The organism is Corynebacterium accolens, from assembly GCF_023520795.1.
Classification (GTDB): Bacteria; Actinomycetota; Actinomycetes; order Mycobacteriales; family Mycobacteriaceae; genus Corynebacterium; species Corynebacterium accolens.
The window spans coordinates 86,035-101,350 of sequence record NZ_CP046605.1 but is presented as its reverse complement, the minus strand read 5'-3'; the positions used below and the strand labels follow the sequence as shown (position 1 = coordinate 101,350).

The window sequence follows — 15,316 nt, the reverse complement described above, 5'->3', positions numbered from 1 at the left end:
TCTACGTACACTATGGTGGAAATTTCCCACTGTGATATACAGACCGTATAGCTACTCCGACAGCAAGCGAGACTTTTATGAGCACCAGTACTTTTACCTGGCTTTTTCACCAAAGCAAACTACAACTGCGCCCGCTTCATTCTCCACACCAGTCTTTCACCACGGTCCAAGCCAGTGAACTTAAAAATCCCACCGAATTCACCAAGGAAGGAGCAGTCGTCCTTACCTTGGGTCTGGCCTTTGAACACTCCCCGGCGGACTTCTCTCTCTACGCACGCACGCTGGCCTCGGCCGGTGTACACGGCATCGGATTCGGAACCGGCTTGGTTTTTTCTAAGGTGCCTCCCGAGCTAGAACGCGCATGCATAGACCATGGCCTTACGCTATTTGAGGTCCCCCGTGCCATTCCGTTCATATCCATCATCAACGCTGTAAATGCGGAGTTCACCCGCCAAGACCAAGAACAACGACGCGTATTTGAGCGCCAACAAGAGCGATTAAATCGTGCTGCGACCCAAGGCATTAATTCGCTCATAACTCATGCCGGAAAAGAGCTACACGCCGCAGTCACCCTCACCGATGCCCAGGGCATTGAGATTGCAAGTGCTACGTATCAAGGACTCGATGCGTTGAAAACAACGAATGATTCCAGTTTCTCTGTCTCGGACTCACCGTCAACGGCACATTCTGTGAACTCTAAAAATTCAGGGAACCTATCCACGGTAACTACCTACTTCCAGAGCAATTCCCAGCATCGTTACGGGCTCACAGTCTGCGCCACCGAAAAAATAGGCTCTTTTGACCGCGCGCTAATCCGACATGTAGTCGGGCTAGCTGGCTTGCTTCTGCAGCCCCCGTGGTCCACTGCACAGGACCTTTTGGGACAACTAGCCCTAGCTGTGCAATTGGAATCCTCAGTGCCAATGCTCCTAGAGGCTGCATTTTCAACACTCTCCACATCCGATAACGTCACCGCTTACTTAGTGTGCGCTGACACCCCAGCACAGTTACGGCGAGTCCTAGCTTCACTAAAACATACGACCGCACAAGGCGGAACCAATTACTTCCACCTGCCCGTAGATAACTCGGCTGCTCTAATCGTCACCGCCCCCGCAGACGATGTATCGCAGGAAAAAGTACTTTCCGCACCCAATCTTCCAACAGTGCGTGTTTCAATCCTTCCGCGAATACCCTGGCGCGAAGTCAATCCCGAGCTAATAGCGCAGATGAATAAACATGCACATAGCCTTGACCGCGGGACGAGCGGCGTCTACTCATCACCCGCACCAGATTGGCTACATAACCCGTACGTCCGCGAGGCACTAGAAAAACGCCGCCGCACCACCATAGATGTTTTGACTGATTACGATACCGAGCACGGGACACAATTGCTCCCCACTCTTCAAGCATTCTTGCTCGCTGGCTCTCAAATCGCTTCCGCCTCGGAACGCCTCGCGGTCCACCGACATACCGTGCGCGCCCGAATCGGAAAAATTCAAGCACTCTGCGGAGTCGACCTCGCAGATCCGATTGTTAGCGCTGAGCTCCTACTCCTAGTGGTCAGCGACTAACTCTCCCGAACCTGCACATCATCGCTTCGTTGGTGACGGCCTCCCATGAACCCACCGAGGGCAGTCGCAAGAGCAATAATGATGAGGATGATAATGGCTGGAACTATGGATTGCTCTTCATGGAAAGAGTTCAACCATGTAGCAATGAGCGGCAAAAGCCCCGAGATTGCGCCTGATACGTTGTAGCTAATGGCCATGCCGGAATAGCGAAGATTGGCTGGGAACATCTGCCCCAACAACACGCCAATAACGGAATAAGGAATGGTGGCAAAGCAAATCCCCAAAACGATGGCCACCGTTACCAATGCCATATTCCCAGTGTCGATCATTAGCCACAATGGCCATGCCGCAATAGCGGTTAAAATGCCGCCGAAGACAACCACTCGACTGCTGCCAATCCTCTCTGCAAGGCGGCCTAAAAAGAACAAGATGAGTATCTGGAATACAGCGGCCAAGACAGTCGCATTGACCAATGACTGCCTTTCTAGCCCAAGCGCCGAAGAACCATAACTCAGCACGTATGTGTTCATCACGAAGAATCCACCGATACCCAAAAGCGCAGCGAGAGTCGACCACAAAAGCTGAGGCGCGCATTGAGTAAACAGCTCCTTGAGCGAACCTTTTGGTGCGCTTTCTGCTTCATTTTCCAAGGCCCGAAATACAGGAGATTCTTCAACCTGCATACGAATCCATAGCGCTACCCCGAGCAAAGGGAAAGCTGCAAGGAATGGAATTCGCCAGCCCCACGAATCTACTTGGCCATCGTCCAGCATAAAGACCAAGGCAAAAGCGCCGGAGGAAAGCAATGTGCCTGCAGGCGAACCGACCTGTACGAGCGATGCATATCGAGCACGCTTTTCTTCCGGTGCGTGTTCAATAGCGAGTGTGGTTGCGCCACCCCATTCACCACCAACTGCAATACCTTGCAGAAGCCGTAACAATGTCAGCAGGATAGGCGCGGCGATGCCTATGGCAAAGTAATCTGGGAGGACACCTACCAGCCCAGTTGCAGTACCAATAACCACAATGGAAAGAATCAATGCGGGGCGGCGTCCCCATCTGTCGCCCATTTGACCAAACAGCACGCCGCCTAGCGGACGAGCTAAAAATCCCACACCAAAAGTGGCAAAGGATGCCAACGCCGCGGTTGCCGGGTCCCCTGATGCAAAAAATAGGTGATTAAAAATCAGAGCCGAAGCTGTACCGAATAAGAAGAAGTCATACCATTCCAAGGCAGTACCGACGAATGCCGATAAGGCAATCCGTCCCATATCTTGGCTTACGACTTCCTCACTTATATTTTCCTCGTTCTGGTGCGCCCCAGAAAGGGCCGTTTTGTGTGGTTCGGACAACTTTTTCTCCGTTCATTAGCTTGGCCAACACTTTATACAGACTGTGACCCAGCGCAAATAAACTTATAACAAACCTAATTTTTTACAATATAATCATCTTCATATTGGATAAATGCACAATTCAACGAGCTTTACCGGCAATCCCTCCCCCTGAAGATTTCCCACCTGTTAGGGTGTGACCCAAGCAACTATAGGGAGTTACGATGCAGTTCAGCACTATTATCCGCAATGTTCATCTGCCCTTAACGGAGACGAACAGGCTATACGATATCGCCGTTTTCGGGGAACAAATCGCCAATATTGCCCCAGCGGGAGAGGCCCCTTTCGCTTCCTCAGCTCACACAGAATTCGATGCCGAAGGAAGCTACGCCCTACCTGGCTTCAACGATGTCCATGCGCACTCGGTATGGTTCGGCGAAACCCTCTTAGAGATTAGCCTTGCTGATGCGCGTAAATGTTCCACCGTGTATGACGCCCTAAAGCGATCACTCGATGAGGTTGAGGGTGAGTGGATCATCGCCTCGGGCTTTAACCCACATCTGTTGAATGACGGCCCCCTTGATATCAATACCCTCGATTCCATTACCAAGGGGCGGCCCCTCCTTATAAAACACAATTCGGGGCACGCAATAACAGTGAACTCTGAGGCCTTAGAACGCGCCGGCATTGGCACCCACCCTGAACAAAAGATCGAAGGGGGAACCATCAATGTGGATGAAAGCGGAAAGGCTACTGGAGTACTAGATGAAAATGCTATGCGCCCGATTAATGAGCTCCTCGAGCCGAAGTCCCTTCCTCACTTGGAAAAGGCATTAGCGGCGGCATCCAAGGTCTATGCCGCAGAAGGCCTTACCTCTGTCACCGATGCAGGAATTGCCGGTGGATGGATTGGGCATTCCCCGCTTGAACTGCAGGCTTATCAAAATGCTCGAGACAATAATCTTCTACGACACCGTGTACAGACGATGATCACACTAGACGCCTTGCACGACCTTCCCCATCACGCCGATGATCCAAAAGCTCTGACCCTCGATACCGGAATGCGCACGGGATTGGGAGACAACCGCCTACAAATTGGACCTACGAAAATTTTCACAGATGGGTCCATCCTCGGGACGACGGCGGCTATGACTCATGACTATTGTCAGTGTGCGGGAAATTCCGGTTATTTCCAGCACGACCCAGAAGCCATGCAAGCCAGCGCGCTGCGGGCCGCCGCTTCTGGGTGGTCTTTAGCAATGCACGCACTCGGCGATGCCGCGGTAGACCTTGCCATCGACACCATCGACAAGGCAACCGCCGCTTATGGGCGCCCTACCATTCCTCACCGCATCGAGCATGGTGGGGTCACCACTGATGCGCAGGTACAACGCATTGCAGAACTCGATATCGCATTAGCCCCGCAGCCACATTTTATTAAGGCATTCGGCGATAGCATGGCAGAGCTCTTGGGGCCGGACCGAGTTAAGGATTCTTACCCAGCTAAGAGGTTACTTGATGCCGGCGCCGTATTACCTGGAAGCTCTGACCGGCCTGTAGCTGAAGGCGCCCCGTTAAAGGTTATCCAATCTTTTGTAGAAAGATTAACCTCTTCCAATAGTGCGTATTCCCCTGCTGAGCGCATAAGCGTACGGCAAGCTATCGATGCCTATACGATTGGTTCCGCACGTGCTACCGGTTGGAGTGGACACAAAGGAAAAATTGAAGAAGGATTCCTTGCAGATATCGCCTTCTTGCAGCAAAACCCGCTTGAAACCCCGACTGAAGAGCTATCTTCTATTCCGGTGAATGCAACTATGCGTGGTGGAGAAATCATTCATCGCGCATAGCATCATCGCCCAATAATTCGCTTAGGTCCCGCGCATCCATGCCGTGCTTATGCATGGCAACGCGCCCGTGGGAGTGCTCGATGCCCTCGCGGTCCCAGTATTCTTCCGCGCGAACGGGATCGTGGGAGGCACCATTGGCGCGGACCACACGCCACCAGGCGGCGTTACCACCGTGCCTATTCATGACGGTGCCGACATTGCGGGCCCCGCACCCGGCGAGTTTTGCCACCTCCCCGTAGGAGGACACATTGCCGGGCGGGATAACGGCCACGATGGCTAGTACGCGCTGTGCCAAATCAGAGGAGTCTGACATAAACGCCTCTTGCCTGCCGCTTAGTCCCTGGTGGGGTTGAGCACGTCATCGGATTCGGTGGGCTCATCCTCGGGGGCGTCTTCGACCTCAGTCAGGGTGACGGTCGCGCCGGTGGAATCCGCGAGCAGGCACATGCGCCCGAAGGGGGAATCCCACGGCTCGCGGATGATTTCACCGCCGAGCTCTACCGCTTTCTTGGCGGCGGCATCGATATCGCGCACCCCGAGGTAGGTCTGCCAGAAGCTCGGCACCTGGGGTGGGAACTGGCCTTCGGCATTCCACAAGCCTGCAAACGGCGCGCCGTCTTCTTCCGCCGTGGCGTAAATGAAATTCTCGTCCTCGGACTCCATGGCGCGAATCTCCCAGTTGAATAGCTCGCCATAAAAGTCCATGGCCTGCTGGAATCGCGTCGTGGCGGTCAACTCGTGCCATACCGGGGTGCCGGGTTCGCCACCGGCAACGAAGTGCTCCGGGCCGGAGGGCTGGATGAGGCCGAACATGCCGCCGGCGGCATCGGCAAGCAGGGCCATGTGGCCCAGCTGCACGGGCTGGGGCGCGGCGAGGATGCGCCCGCCGAGATTCTCCGTGCGCTGGCAATCGCCGTCGATGTCCTTGGAGAGGAAGTAGGTCACCCAGGTATCCGGTATGGGGGCTTCCTCCGGCTGCGGGATGAGGCCGGCGATGGGCAGGCCCTGCAGGCGCGCCATCTGATAGGGGTTGTCCTCCTGGGACTCGGCCGAGATTTCCCAGCCCAAGACCTGCTCATAAAAGTGGGCGGACTTGCGGGGATCCGAGGTGGTCAGATCGATCCAGTAGGGCATGCCTACTTCGGCTTCAAATGCGGGCATTTATAGATTCCTCCACTTTTCCGGATCAAAGTCATCATCTGCGGTGGCTTCATCAAAATAGTCATCATCATCGTCGGGCTCGCCCACGCGCGCGCAGGTGCCTTCGATGCACACCTCATCGCCAATCTGCAGCGTGGCGCCGCGGCGGGTTTCGGTCTCACCGTTGACCGTCACCGCGCCTTCTGCGATAAGTTCCTTGGCTTCACCACCGGTGCCGACCAAGCTAGCCAGTTTAATAAACTGGCCCAATTTGATGGACTCGCCAGAAATTGCAACCTCAAGCATGCCGCCCAGCTTACCCAGAGCCCGCTGCCGCGCGACTATGGGTGGGGGTGCACGCACTTAGTCACGCGCGCGCAGGGAGACCGCCGTGCCCGTGGCGGTGACCAACAGCATGTCATTATTGGTGCCCATTGGGGAATAGTCGAAGGCGATGCCCACCACGCCATCAGCGCCCAATTCCTGGCCGCGGCGCCACAATTCATCCAGCGCCGCCTCGCGGGCCTTGATGGCTTCGCTTTCATAGCCGGAGGCGCGACCGCCGGTGATATTGCGTATCGATGCCCCGAAGTCTTTGAGCATATTGATGCCGGTAACGGTCTCACCAGCGATGATGCGCAGGTATTTGGTGATTTCATAACCATCGACGGTATTTGTGGTAGTAAAAATCATAACTTCAGCCTACATCGCAATAAGCCCGCGGATGCCTTCAAAGAGGATAACCACGCCGAGGAGCAGGAAGACGATGCCACTGACGATGTCCACCCACGCCGAGTTCTTGGCCATCCACTTCGATACCGCGCGCGTGCTCAAGCCGACGCCGACGAAGAGCACCAAGCTTTCTAGTACCAGTACCGCTGCGACGACGACGTTTCCGCCCACGCCCATTCCTGGGTCGATGAAATTGGCAAAGATGGCGCCGAAGAAGATGACCACCTTGGGGTTGGAAAGATCGCAGACCAACCCCATGCGGTAGGCCGTCTTTGCCTTGATGATGCCGTCCGGGGTGAATCCGCGCGGTTGGGGTGCCTGCTTTTCCGTGCCCACGACGGTGGCGGGTGCGCGCCGTTCCCGCAGGCCGGAGGAAATCGCGCTATAGGCCATCCACAGCAGATAGCTGCCGCCTAGGACCTGCAGGAGCACCAGGATGCCCTCATGCGTAGAGATCAATGCCGAAAGCCCGGCGAGCGACGCGATGGTCCAGAGGGCAAGGCCTGTCGTGCTGCCAATGGCCACCCACACCGCCGCGCGGGTGGACCGCGCACCCAGGCGGATAATCTGCACTACATCCGGCCCCGGCGAAGCCATGGCCGCGAACCATACGCCCATCAGGGTCACAAGGGCACCTATAGCCACCTAACACCTCCACATTCGTATGCATTTTTACTAACGCATTCAACTGTAGGAAGTGTCTCACCTGCAGCGAAACAGGTAACTACTGTGACTTCAGCAGCGCGGTGGCGCCCTCCCCGGCCATCACCACACCGAGCAGGCCAAAGACGAGGCCTGAGACCATATCGATGCCGGCGGAATACCGCGCCGTCCACCGCGCGGCCGCGCGCACGAGCAGCGCAAAGGCGGAAAACCACGCGAAGGACATGGCCGCGAGGATTAACGCCACCGCGATAGTCCACCCCACGGACATATCCGGGCGGATGAATTGGGCGAATACCGCACCGAAAAATACAAGAGCCTTGGGGTTCGACAGGTTAGTCACCAGCCCCAGCTTGAAGGCCCGCCAGTTGGTCATGTCTTCGACGTCGGCATCGCCAGCCGCCCGCGCCTGGTCCGCATAGTCTTCCGTGTCCACCTCGCGGGCGGGTGCGCGCCGCGCGGCTAACCCACTGCGCAGGGACGATACGCCCATGTACAGCAAGAAAAGCCCACCGAGCAATTGCAAGATGCTCAGCACGCCCGGCCGCGCCGTAATTAGCGCCGATAACCCGGCCAGGGAGGCGACAATCCAAAAGACCGTCCCGCTAAATACCCCCACCGCGCACAATAGCCCGGCGCGCGTGGATCGTGGGGCCACGCGGATGACCTGCACGATATCCGGGCCCGGAGACACCAAAGCCGCGAGCCAAATCCCCATCAGGGTAAGAAGTGAGGAAATGGTCATGAACTAGATCCTTGTACCAGATAGAGGTTTCAGTCTGTAAATAATAGTAGTGAAGTGTCCCAGGTTTTGTTCCGTTTGAGTAGATGGGAAAATCTGGAACATGCCAAGAAAATTTGACCAGGATGCAAAGGACCGTGTGGTCCGTCTCGTGGAAGACCGCATCGTGGCGGAAAATATGTCGATGCGCCCCGCGTGCCAGGCAGTAGCCCCAAAGCTGGGGGTTTCATGGCACACGGCTCGTCAATGGACTTAAGCCTGCCCGCCGTGCAGGAAACATCCCAGAACCTGTACCTGAAGATTTGGCCGCCGAAAATGCCAGGCTGCGCCGTGAAAATCACCAGCTACGCGATACTAATGAGTTGTTGAAGGCTGCCTCGGCTTTTTTCGCCTCATGACTCGACCCGAAACGTTAAGAAATGATCCGGTTCATCGATGAATACCGGAATCGTTTCTCTGCCCGAGTTCATTTGTAAGACGTTGAAAAATAACCGGGCTGGTGGGTTTATCACCTCGCGTGGGTATCGCCAGTCCAAGGCTCGCGGGTTAAGTGCTCGTCGACTTCGCGACGGGTGTTCTGGTTGAACGCATTAGTGCTGTTCATCGGGATAATTATGGTGTCTTAGGTGTGCGGAAAATGTGGCATGCTCTTCGCCGTGACGGAATCGATATCGGGCGTGAACAAACCGCCCGACTGATGCGCCTGGCTGGCGTTTCTGGCAAAGGCACAGGCGGATCACCAATCACAATCCGAAAAGCTAACGTGCCTGATTTGCGCCCAGATTTGGTCGAGCGTGAATTTAAAGCTCAAGGCCCGAATAAACTGTGGGTGGCTGACATTACCTATGTACGGACACGAAAAGGATTCGTCTACACCGCGTTTGTCACCGACGTCTACTCCCGGCGGATCGTCGGGTGGGCGCTGTCAGATTCGATGCGGACCGAAGCTTTGCCGCTGCAAGCACTCAACCAAGCGACCCAAGAGTGCGAGGGAAACAACAGGTCTCATTCACCATTCGGATCACGGCTCGCAGTACGTCAGCGTTGTCTACAACGAGCGACTTACCCAGCACGGGATTGCCGCTTCCACTGGGACTGTCGGTGACTCCTACGACAATGCTCTGGCTGAAAACGTTAACGGCCCCTCATAAGAACGAGCTAGTCCATACTCGCAGGTGGAATGACGTTGTAGAGGTAGAAATTGCGACATTCGAGTGGGTGTCATGGTGGAACGAGACTAGGCTCCACCAAAGCTTGGGATACCGAACCCCGGTCGAAGTGGAAACCGAGTTTTGGAAGCAGAACCCGCCACAGGCAATAATAGAAATCAAGGCAAATGCCTAGGAACAAAACTCGGGGCACTTCAGTTTTAGTTGCAGTCGGGACCGCGCTGAGTTGGTTTTCGCCCCGCGACTGACTGTGAGAATGAGTCCGAATCAGACTTGAGCGCAACTTCTGCGGTGCTAGCTCTTCGTAACGGGGAGCGATCTTGTCTTCTTTCGCCCCTCCGTGGAGTTCTGTTTCGTCATATAACCTCTGGTGTATGTGAAAGGTCGCGAGCAGACCTATTGCAGCAACCCCTTGACACCGCGCAATGGGTAAGCTGAATGAGCAAACGGTTAGAGCGATCGTGGGGAGGAGCCTCGGCATGAGTCTGAAAGATGACCTGGAGGAGTACGTCCAGAAGACCGTCGACGAACAGTGGGAACGTCGCGCAGGCCAGAAGGTGCCCGACGCCGATGACCTTCCGCTGAAGAACCTTGCTGTCGAGCTCGACGCAACTGTCCTCTACGCGGATCTTGCGTCGTCGACGAAGATGGTCAAGGGGTACAAGGACTGGTTCGCTGCGGAGGTCTACAAGAGCTATCTCTATTGTGCAGCTAAGATCATTCGAGCGCGGGGTGGTATCATCACGGCCTACGATGGGGACCGTGTCATGGGTGTGTTCATCGGGGACTCGAAGAACACCGCTGCCGCGAAGTGTGGGCTCCAGATCAACTGGGCGTCGAAGAATATCGTGGCAGCGAAAATCGCTGAGAAGTACCCGAAGAGCACCTTCGTGCTCAAGCAGCGGGTCGGCATCGATACCTCGAAGCTTTTCGTCGCCCGAACAGGCATCCGAGGCAGCAATGACTTGGTGTGGGTTGGGAACGCAGCAAACAATGCGGCGAAGCTGGCTGCGCTCGATCCTCGCTACCCGACCTACATCACCGCCGACGTCTACAACAGGCTGAATGAGACCTCGAAGCTAGGGGGTAACCCGAAGCAGAACATGTGGACTGACCTGGGGACCTCCGACATGGGCTATCGGATCTATGGGTCGACGTTCTGGTGGTCTGTCTGACGGGAGATGTCAACTGAGGGAGCTGATCCACTCGTCCATCTGCGGGATGATGGGATTTCCCTGGTACACGGTTCCGATGCCGGGCATCCCCTGCGGCCGGAGTAGGCCTTGGTTGTGATCGTTCAGGTTCGAGTAGAAGACGCCTCCGACGACAACCGGGCTCGATCCCCAACCGCGCCCCGCTAGGTGCGCTAGATGGGCTGCCCTGTTGACGACGTCGCCCATGTATACGACGTCGTTGATCGTGCTGCCGCTATAACCCGCCTTGATCATGAGGACCCGCCCGTACTCAACGCCTATGCCGATGCTGAGCTGGGTGATCCCTGCTTTCTCGTAGTGGTGGTTGAGGAGGTCTAGGAGGGTATTGGCCTGCGCTGCTGTAGCGAACACATCGTCGATGTGGTTGACCTGCGTCGTCTTGTAGGAGGCCCACACGCAGTCGCCGACGATATTGACCTCGCGCACATTAGAGTTGGAGTTTAGGACTGCGACCATTTCCGAGATAAACGACCGGTAGATCTTCGCAAGAACGGGTCTCTTGTGCTTCGATGTCAGGCCGGACGAATCTCGGATGTCAATGAAGATCGCCGAGCACATGCCGTAGAAGCCGTTAGAGAACGTGAGCTTGTCTCGGTCAGGGAGTCCGTCTACCTCCTCATACGCTCCTGCCGGCTGGTCCAGGATCGCTTGGATCCGTGCCGAGCTGGCCTTCCAGTCATACGGTCTATAGTTGCCGTCCATTTGCGTCCTAACTGTTCGTGATACCGACAACGAGGGACAGGACTGCGATAGCGGCTCCTGCAGCGAGAGCGTACCGGATGGCCCACTTTGCGGCGGATGCTTTTACCGTGGCAATCCGAGCATTGACATGTATCTGGTCAGCGAGATCTTTCGTCAGCTCAACAGGGTTAGAGGTCAGTACATGGAGCACCTCGCTGTACTCATGCCTCTTGCCCCTGAAATTTCGATCGATGCTTCCAAAAAACAGTCTGTTGATCGCGTCTCGATCTGCATCCTTGTCCTTGACTCTCGGTGTCAGTGTTCATCCGCACCAAGCGCCGGTAATAAAAAGCAACAAGCAGGTCAACCCAACGAGAGTGTCGAACAATACAGTCCGGGAAGTAACGTCCTTTGCGAGGTTGTATGTCATTGTTGCCATCACCCCGGTGAAGGCAAGTGTCACGCTGGCCTTCGCATCTGAGTGGCGAATCCACTCGTTCACCAATGCGAGTGTCTTCCATGCGTGATCTGGGTTAGGTTCGGGTGAGCTGGCGAGCGTGGTCGCGTCGTGCGGATGGCCCTCGGTGGTCCGTCGTCCACCGCGCCGAAACGGCATTCGAAACATAGCTCTAGAGTACAAAGGTTTACATAGATACTTCAGGAACGTCCATTACACGCGAGTCTCAAATGGGCCCACGAGCTGGCAGTCACGGGTAGAGCTTGAAGACGGTTTACGCTCCTGCCCCCGCAGCTGCCGGGGCGACTGCGGCGGAAGCGCTACCTATCGATTAGGAGGTTACCCTGTACTGAAACGTGGTCGAGTTCAAATTAAACGTGTAACGCGGGGCGTTGATGACGCTTCGCGTTATTGGGGGTAGGTTGAAGCGCGGTCTGTTCGTTCGCCGACGCGGCCGCCGCCGGATTCTCGGCGGCGATTCCGGCCCGAACCTCGGGGACATCCCCCATCTTCGATAGCTTGAGTGAGCACGACCATCTGATCTGGTGCGCTGGTTTTCGTTCGGCTCTCGGTCTATTCCGCCACCTCATGCGCGGCCGCGAAACCGCGGTGAAGAATCTGCATCTAGTCGGTTACGGCAACTGGAACGGCGAGGGCTCGGCAACGCTGATGAGGGTGGGGTCCTTTGTCAAACACACTGCCCAGGTAGTCGCGGGCTGTGTCGATGAGACTCGGCAGCACTCCGAATGGATGTCCGTGGTATCAAGGCCGCTGAACTATTCAAGTTGCGGGACGAAAAGAGTCTCGCAGTGACGCTTGGTCCCTGAGCAAGTTCGATCCTTCCACGATCTGCACTGGAGACGCCAAGCGCTCGGGGCCCTTGACCGGCTGGGGCACGTGCCGGGTGGTGGCTCGCCCACAGCCCCCGTGCCCACACGCACCGAGAACGGACAGGCCACCGGGTACGATCCCAATTCCACGGAGACGGACCGTGAACTCGAATGACGTGCCTGGCCCAAGGTGTGTCCGCTCGGCGTGTGGTTTAACCCCTATGAGACTTGCCGGTCACAGCCTCAGCGCTTCGCTTGCGCAGCCCGCAGGCCGTTCAAGATCACGATCACTTCGGCGACCTCGTGAACCAACACGACGGCGGCCAGACCCAGCACGCCGCTGATCGCCAGTGGCATCAACACGATGATGATGGCCAGAGACAGCACGATGTTCTGGTTGATGATCCGGCTTCCTCGGCGGGCGTGCTGCAGCGCCTTCGGGATTAGCCGGAGGTCGTGGCCGGTGAAGGCGACGTCAGCAGACTCGATCGCGGCGTCAGAGCCGGTCGCTCCCATCGCTATGCCCACCGTCGCACCCGCCAGTGCCGGCGCGTCATTGATGCCGTCGCCGATCATCGCCGTCGGCGTCTTGGAGGAGAATTCGGCGACGATGCTTGCCTTGTCCTCAGGGCGCAGCTCGGCGCGCACGTCGTCGATTCCGGCGATTCCAGCCAGCGCCCGGGCGGTGCGAGTGTTGTCGCCGGTGAGCATGCTTACTTCCACATCGTTGGCGTGCAGGGCCTGCACGGCTTCGGGCACCTCGGGCCGCAACTCATCACGGACCCCGATCGCCCCGGCGAGAGCGTCATCGACGGTGACCAGGACGCAGGTCTGGCCCTCGGACTCCATGCGCTCAACGTCTGCTTTCAGTGGCCCGGCGTCGATCCATCGGGGGCTGCCCACCAGCACCCGTCGGCCTTCGACGGTGCCGCCGATGCCATGCCCAGCTTCCTCGCTGATGTCCGAGGCGGTGGGCGCTTCGGGCCCCGCTGCCGCGATCGCTGCGGCGAGGGGGTGTGTCGATTGCTGCTCAACTGCTGCCGCGAAGGAAAGCACCTGCGGCCGATCAAATCCGTCTGCCGGGACCACTCCGGTAACCTCAGGCTGGTTGCGGGTAAGGGTTCCGGTTTTGTCCACTGCCAGGTGACGGATGCCGCCGAGCCGCTCGAACGCCGCGCCGGACTTGATGACCACTCCGAACTGGCTGGCCGCGCCGATCGCGGCCACGACCGTCAGCGGCACGGAGATTGCCAGCGCGCACGGTGACGCTGCGACCAGGACTACCAGCGCACGGGTGATCCACGTCTCAGGGTCGCCCAGCAGCGAGCCGATAACGCCGACCAGCACCGCCAGGATCATCACCCCGGGCACTAGGGGTTGGGCAATCCGGTCGGCGATCCGGGCGCGGTCGCCCTTTTCCGCCTGCGCTTGCTCGACTAGGTCCACGAGTGTGGTCAGCGAGTTGTCCGTTCCAGCTGCGGTCGTCTCGACCTCCAGCACCCCGGCGGAGTTGATCGCTCCCGCAGGCACTTCGTCGCCGGGCGCAACCTCCTCCGGAATGGATTCTCCGGTGATCGCTGAGGTGTCAAGGCTGGAGCGCCCGGACCGAATGATGCCGTCCGTGGCGATCCGCTCCCCGGGGCGCACGAGCATTAGCTCGCCAACCTCGAGGTCCTTCGCTGCGACCTCGGCCGCTGTGCCGTCGCGGTCTGCGGTACCAGCTTCAACAGTGCCCGCAGTCCGCCTTGGGCCCGGTCCATCGCCTTGTCTTCCAGTGCCTCGGCGATCGAGTACAGGAACGCTAGCGCCGCGGCCTCTCCGACGAATCCGAGGATCACCGCGCCGACCGCGCTGATCGTCATTAGCAAGCCAATGCCGAGCTTGCGCTTCGTGACAAGGTTTCGGATCGCTCCAGGCGCGAACGTGTAAGCGCCCAACAGCAGGCCAACCCAATACAGTACCGTCGCGGGCGTCTCCAAGTCGGACCAGTCCAGCGCCAGTCCTGTTATGAGGGCTACGCCGGAGAAGATCGGCAGCAGTAGCTCAGGGTCCTTCCACCATGGCCGATCGAGCTCGTCAATCTCCGTGCCGGTTTCGTGTTCGCATCCACATGCTGAACTCATGCGTTCTTTCCTTTCTCGCCGCAGTCGGGCACCGAGCACTCAGTGTCGATACAGGGGGCATTCTCGTCGACGGCCAGCGTCGCGTGGACCAGCGCTTCGAGCGCTGCCGCGAGGTGGGGATCGGCGATTTCGTAGCGGGTCTTGCGGCCCTCCGGCTCAGCTACGACAATGCCACAATCGCGCAGGCAGGATAGGTGGTTCGAGACGTTCGAGCGGGTCAGATCCAAGCTTTGCGCGAGCACGGCCGGGTAGCTCGGACCGTCTAGTAGGGTTAGCAGGATTCGGGAGCGCGTCGGATCAGCCATGGCCCGGCCGAGCCGGTTCATGACGTCGAGGCGCGAAGCAATAGTCAGCATGCGCTGAATTATACAGTATGCGATGAACTATTTAAAATGGGGTGAACTAACAGTCACGCGAAAGTCCCGCCACCTGCAAGAATTAGTCGATGGGATAGCCGATGACTGGTCCTTCGCGGTTCGGCTGCCAACCCAACGCGGGGGGCGTGGGCGGCGAAGTTCTCCAGAATCTTCACGTGGATGTCCACACCCACCCCTGTGGGGATGGTGATGAACAGGGTGTCGGCGGACATGACGGCGGCGTAGGTGCGGCCAGCGACACTGACACCAGGTTCTCCATCAAGGGCTAGACACTCACGGACATTGCGTACGGGTCGAACCACACGTAGCGAAGCTTTCTAATAGCCAAATGACTAACTCTTTTCGCTGGTATCCGGGAATGATACTTACTTGAAGTCGGCGGTGTTGGCTACCCCGCGTACAAAGTACTGGCACTGCTGCTTGGAAACCACTTTGA

The 15,316-nt window shown here is 57.5% G+C and carries 14 protein-coding genes and 3 pseudogenes; 6 read left to right on the top strand and 11 right to left on the bottom strand.

The features are described from left to right. Positions 1-77 precede the first annotated feature (77 nt). Entirely contained in the window at positions 78-1,571 is a 1,494-nt protein-coding gene (locus tag CACC_RS00490; protein ID WP_005276267.1) for a PucR family transcriptional regulator, read from the top strand. On the opposite strand, the gene CACC_RS00485 is transcribed toward CACC_RS00490, so the two are convergent. Further along, positions 1,568-2,923: an MFS transporter gene (locus CACC_RS00485; protein WP_050755809.1), complete on the bottom strand. Its 1,356-nt coding sequence runs from the start codon at positions 2,921-2,923 to the stop codon at positions 1,568-1,570. The genes CACC_RS00490 and CACC_RS00485 overlap by 4 nt on opposite strands. A gap of 203 nt (positions 2,924-3,126) precedes the next feature. On the opposite strand from CACC_RS00485, the gene CACC_RS00480 reads away from it, so the two are divergent. Beyond that, complete coding sequence (locus tag CACC_RS00480; protein WP_005276263.1) at positions 3,127-4,752, top strand: amidohydrolase; 1,626 nt, start codon at positions 3,127-3,129, stop codon at positions 4,750-4,752. Here CACC_RS00480 and CACC_RS00475 read toward each other — a convergent pair. From CACC_RS00475 to CACC_RS00450, 6 genes are all read right to left on the bottom strand, one after another. Continuing rightward, on the bottom strand, positions 4,736-5,065 hold the full coding sequence (locus CACC_RS00475; RefSeq protein WP_005276260.1) for an MGMT family protein: 330 nt from the start codon (positions 5,063-5,065) through the stop codon (positions 4,736-4,738). The two genes, CACC_RS00480 and CACC_RS00475, sit on opposite strands and share 17 nt — an antisense overlap. Before the next feature lie 20 nt (positions 5,066-5,085). After that, a complete protein-coding gene (locus CACC_RS00470; protein WP_005276257.1) occupies positions 5,086-5,913 on the bottom strand; it encodes a VOC family protein in 828 nt (275 codons plus the stop codon). After that, positions 5,914-6,198, bottom strand: coding sequence for an RNA-binding S4 domain-containing protein (locus tag CACC_RS00465; RefSeq protein WP_005276256.1), 285 nt, complete (start codon positions 6,196-6,198; stop codon positions 5,914-5,916). Positions 6,199-6,255: 57 nt separating this feature from the next. Further along, positions 6,256-6,585: a YbjQ family protein gene (locus tag CACC_RS00460; protein ID WP_005276253.1), complete on the bottom strand. Its 330-nt coding sequence runs from the start codon at positions 6,583-6,585 to the stop codon at positions 6,256-6,258. A gap of 9 nt (positions 6,586-6,594) precedes the next feature. Continuing rightward, positions 6,595-7,242, bottom strand: coding sequence for a LysE family translocator (locus tag CACC_RS00455; protein ID WP_005276251.1), 648 nt, complete (start codon positions 7,240-7,242; stop codon positions 6,595-6,597). A 106-nt stretch (positions 7,243-7,348) separates the two neighbouring features. Continuing rightward, complete coding sequence (locus tag CACC_RS00450; RefSeq protein ID WP_005276246.1) at positions 7,349-8,032, bottom strand: LysE family translocator; 684 nt, start codon at positions 8,030-8,032, stop codon at positions 7,349-7,351. A gap of 54 nt (positions 8,033-8,086) precedes the next feature. Here CACC_RS00450 and CACC_RS00445 point away from each other — a divergent pair. The 4 genes and pseudogenes from CACC_RS00445 (at position 8,087) to CACC_RS00435 (ending at position 10,373) form a co-directional block, all read left to right on the top strand. Next, positions 8,087-8,285: pseudogene (locus CACC_RS00445) on the top strand (hypothetical protein). Positions 8,286-8,666: 381 nt separating this feature from the next. Beyond that, the gene (locus CACC_RS11685; protein WP_430733309.1) at positions 8,667-9,134 is read left to right on the top strand and encodes a DDE-type integrase/transposase/recombinase; all 468 of its coding nucleotides are present in this window, start codon (positions 8,667-8,669) and stop codon (positions 9,132-9,134) included. Positions 9,135-9,145: 11 nt separating this feature from the next. Next, entirely contained in the window at positions 9,146-9,373 is a 228-nt protein-coding gene (locus CACC_RS11680) for an integrase core domain-containing protein (RefSeq protein ID WP_430733308.1), read from the top strand. Positions 9,374-9,677: 304 nt separating this feature from the next. Then, positions 9,678-10,373, top strand: a complete 696-nt coding sequence (locus tag CACC_RS00435; protein WP_035108229.1) for an adenylate/guanylate cyclase domain-containing protein — start codon at positions 9,678-9,680, stop codon at positions 10,371-10,373. Between the two features lie 9 nt (positions 10,374-10,382). Here CACC_RS00435 and CACC_RS00430 read toward each other — a convergent pair whose 3' ends face one another. The 4 genes and pseudogenes from CACC_RS00430 to cmtR form a co-directional block, all read right to left on the bottom strand. After that, a complete protein-coding gene (locus CACC_RS00430; RefSeq protein ID WP_005276242.1) occupies positions 10,383-11,114 on the bottom strand; it encodes an adenylate/guanylate cyclase domain-containing protein in 732 nt (243 codons plus the stop codon). Positions 11,115-11,121: 7 nt separating this feature from the next. Continuing rightward, positions 11,122-11,709, bottom strand: a pseudogene (locus CACC_RS11780) (Pycsar system effector family protein). Between the two features lie 914 nt (positions 11,710-12,623). Then, positions 12,624-14,503, bottom strand: a pseudogene (locus CACC_RS00425) (heavy metal translocating P-type ATPase). Next, the gene (cmtR, locus tag CACC_RS00420) at positions 14,500-14,859 is read right to left on the bottom strand and encodes a Cd(II)/Pb(II)-sensing metalloregulatory transcriptional regulator CmtR (RefSeq protein ID WP_005276226.1); all 360 of its coding nucleotides are present in this window, start codon (positions 14,857-14,859) and stop codon (positions 14,500-14,502) included. Before cmtR ends, CACC_RS00425 begins: the two are co-directional and overlap by 4 nt. Between the last annotated feature and the right edge of the window lie 457 nt (positions 14,860-15,316).

Excerpts from the sequence above, each read along its gene's own strand:
- CACC_RS00430 (WP_005276242.1), bottom strand. The coding sequence starts at position 11,114 with ATGGACGGCAACTATAGACCGTATGACTGGAAGGCCAGCTCGGCACGG.
- CACC_RS00450 (WP_005276246.1), bottom strand. The coding sequence starts at position 8,032 with ATGACCATTTCCTCACTTCTTACCCTGATGGGGATTTGGCTCGCGGCT.
- CACC_RS11685 (WP_430733309.1), top strand. The coding sequence starts at position 8,667 with ATGTGGCATGCTCTTCGCCGTGACGGAATCGATATCGGGCGTGAACAA.
- CACC_RS00435 (WP_035108229.1), top strand. The coding sequence starts at position 9,678 with ATGAGTCTGAAAGATGACCTGGAGGAGTACGTCCAGAAGACCGTCGAC.
- cmtR (WP_005276226.1), bottom strand. The coding sequence starts at position 14,859 with ATGCTGACTATTGCTTCGCGCCTCGACGTCATGAACCGGCTCGGCCGG.
- CACC_RS11680 (WP_430733308.1), top strand. The coding sequence starts at position 9,146 with ATGCTCTGGCTGAAAACGTTAACGGCCCCTCATAAGAACGAGCTAGTC.
- CACC_RS00480 (WP_005276263.1), top strand. The coding sequence starts at position 3,127 with ATGCAGTTCAGCACTATTATCCGCAATGTTCATCTGCCCTTAACGGAG.
- CACC_RS00465 (WP_005276256.1), bottom strand. The coding sequence starts at position 6,198 with ATGCTTGAGGTTGCAATTTCTGGCGAGTCCATCAAATTGGGCCAGTTT.
- CACC_RS00460 (WP_005276253.1), bottom strand. The coding sequence starts at position 6,585 with ATGATTTTTACTACCACAAATACCGTCGATGGTTATGAAATCACCAAA.
- CACC_RS00475 (WP_005276260.1), bottom strand. The coding sequence starts at position 5,065 with ATGTCAGACTCCTCTGATTTGGCACAGCGCGTACTAGCCATCGTGGCC.
- CACC_RS00470 (WP_005276257.1), bottom strand. The coding sequence starts at position 5,913 with ATGCCCGCATTTGAAGCCGAAGTAGGCATGCCCTACTGGATCGATCTG.
- CACC_RS00490 (WP_005276267.1), top strand. The coding sequence starts at position 78 with ATGAGCACCAGTACTTTTACCTGGCTTTTTCACCAAAGCAAACTACAA.
- CACC_RS00455 (WP_005276251.1), bottom strand. The coding sequence starts at position 7,242 with ATGGGCGTATGGTTCGCGGCCATGGCTTCGCCGGGGCCGGATGTAGTG.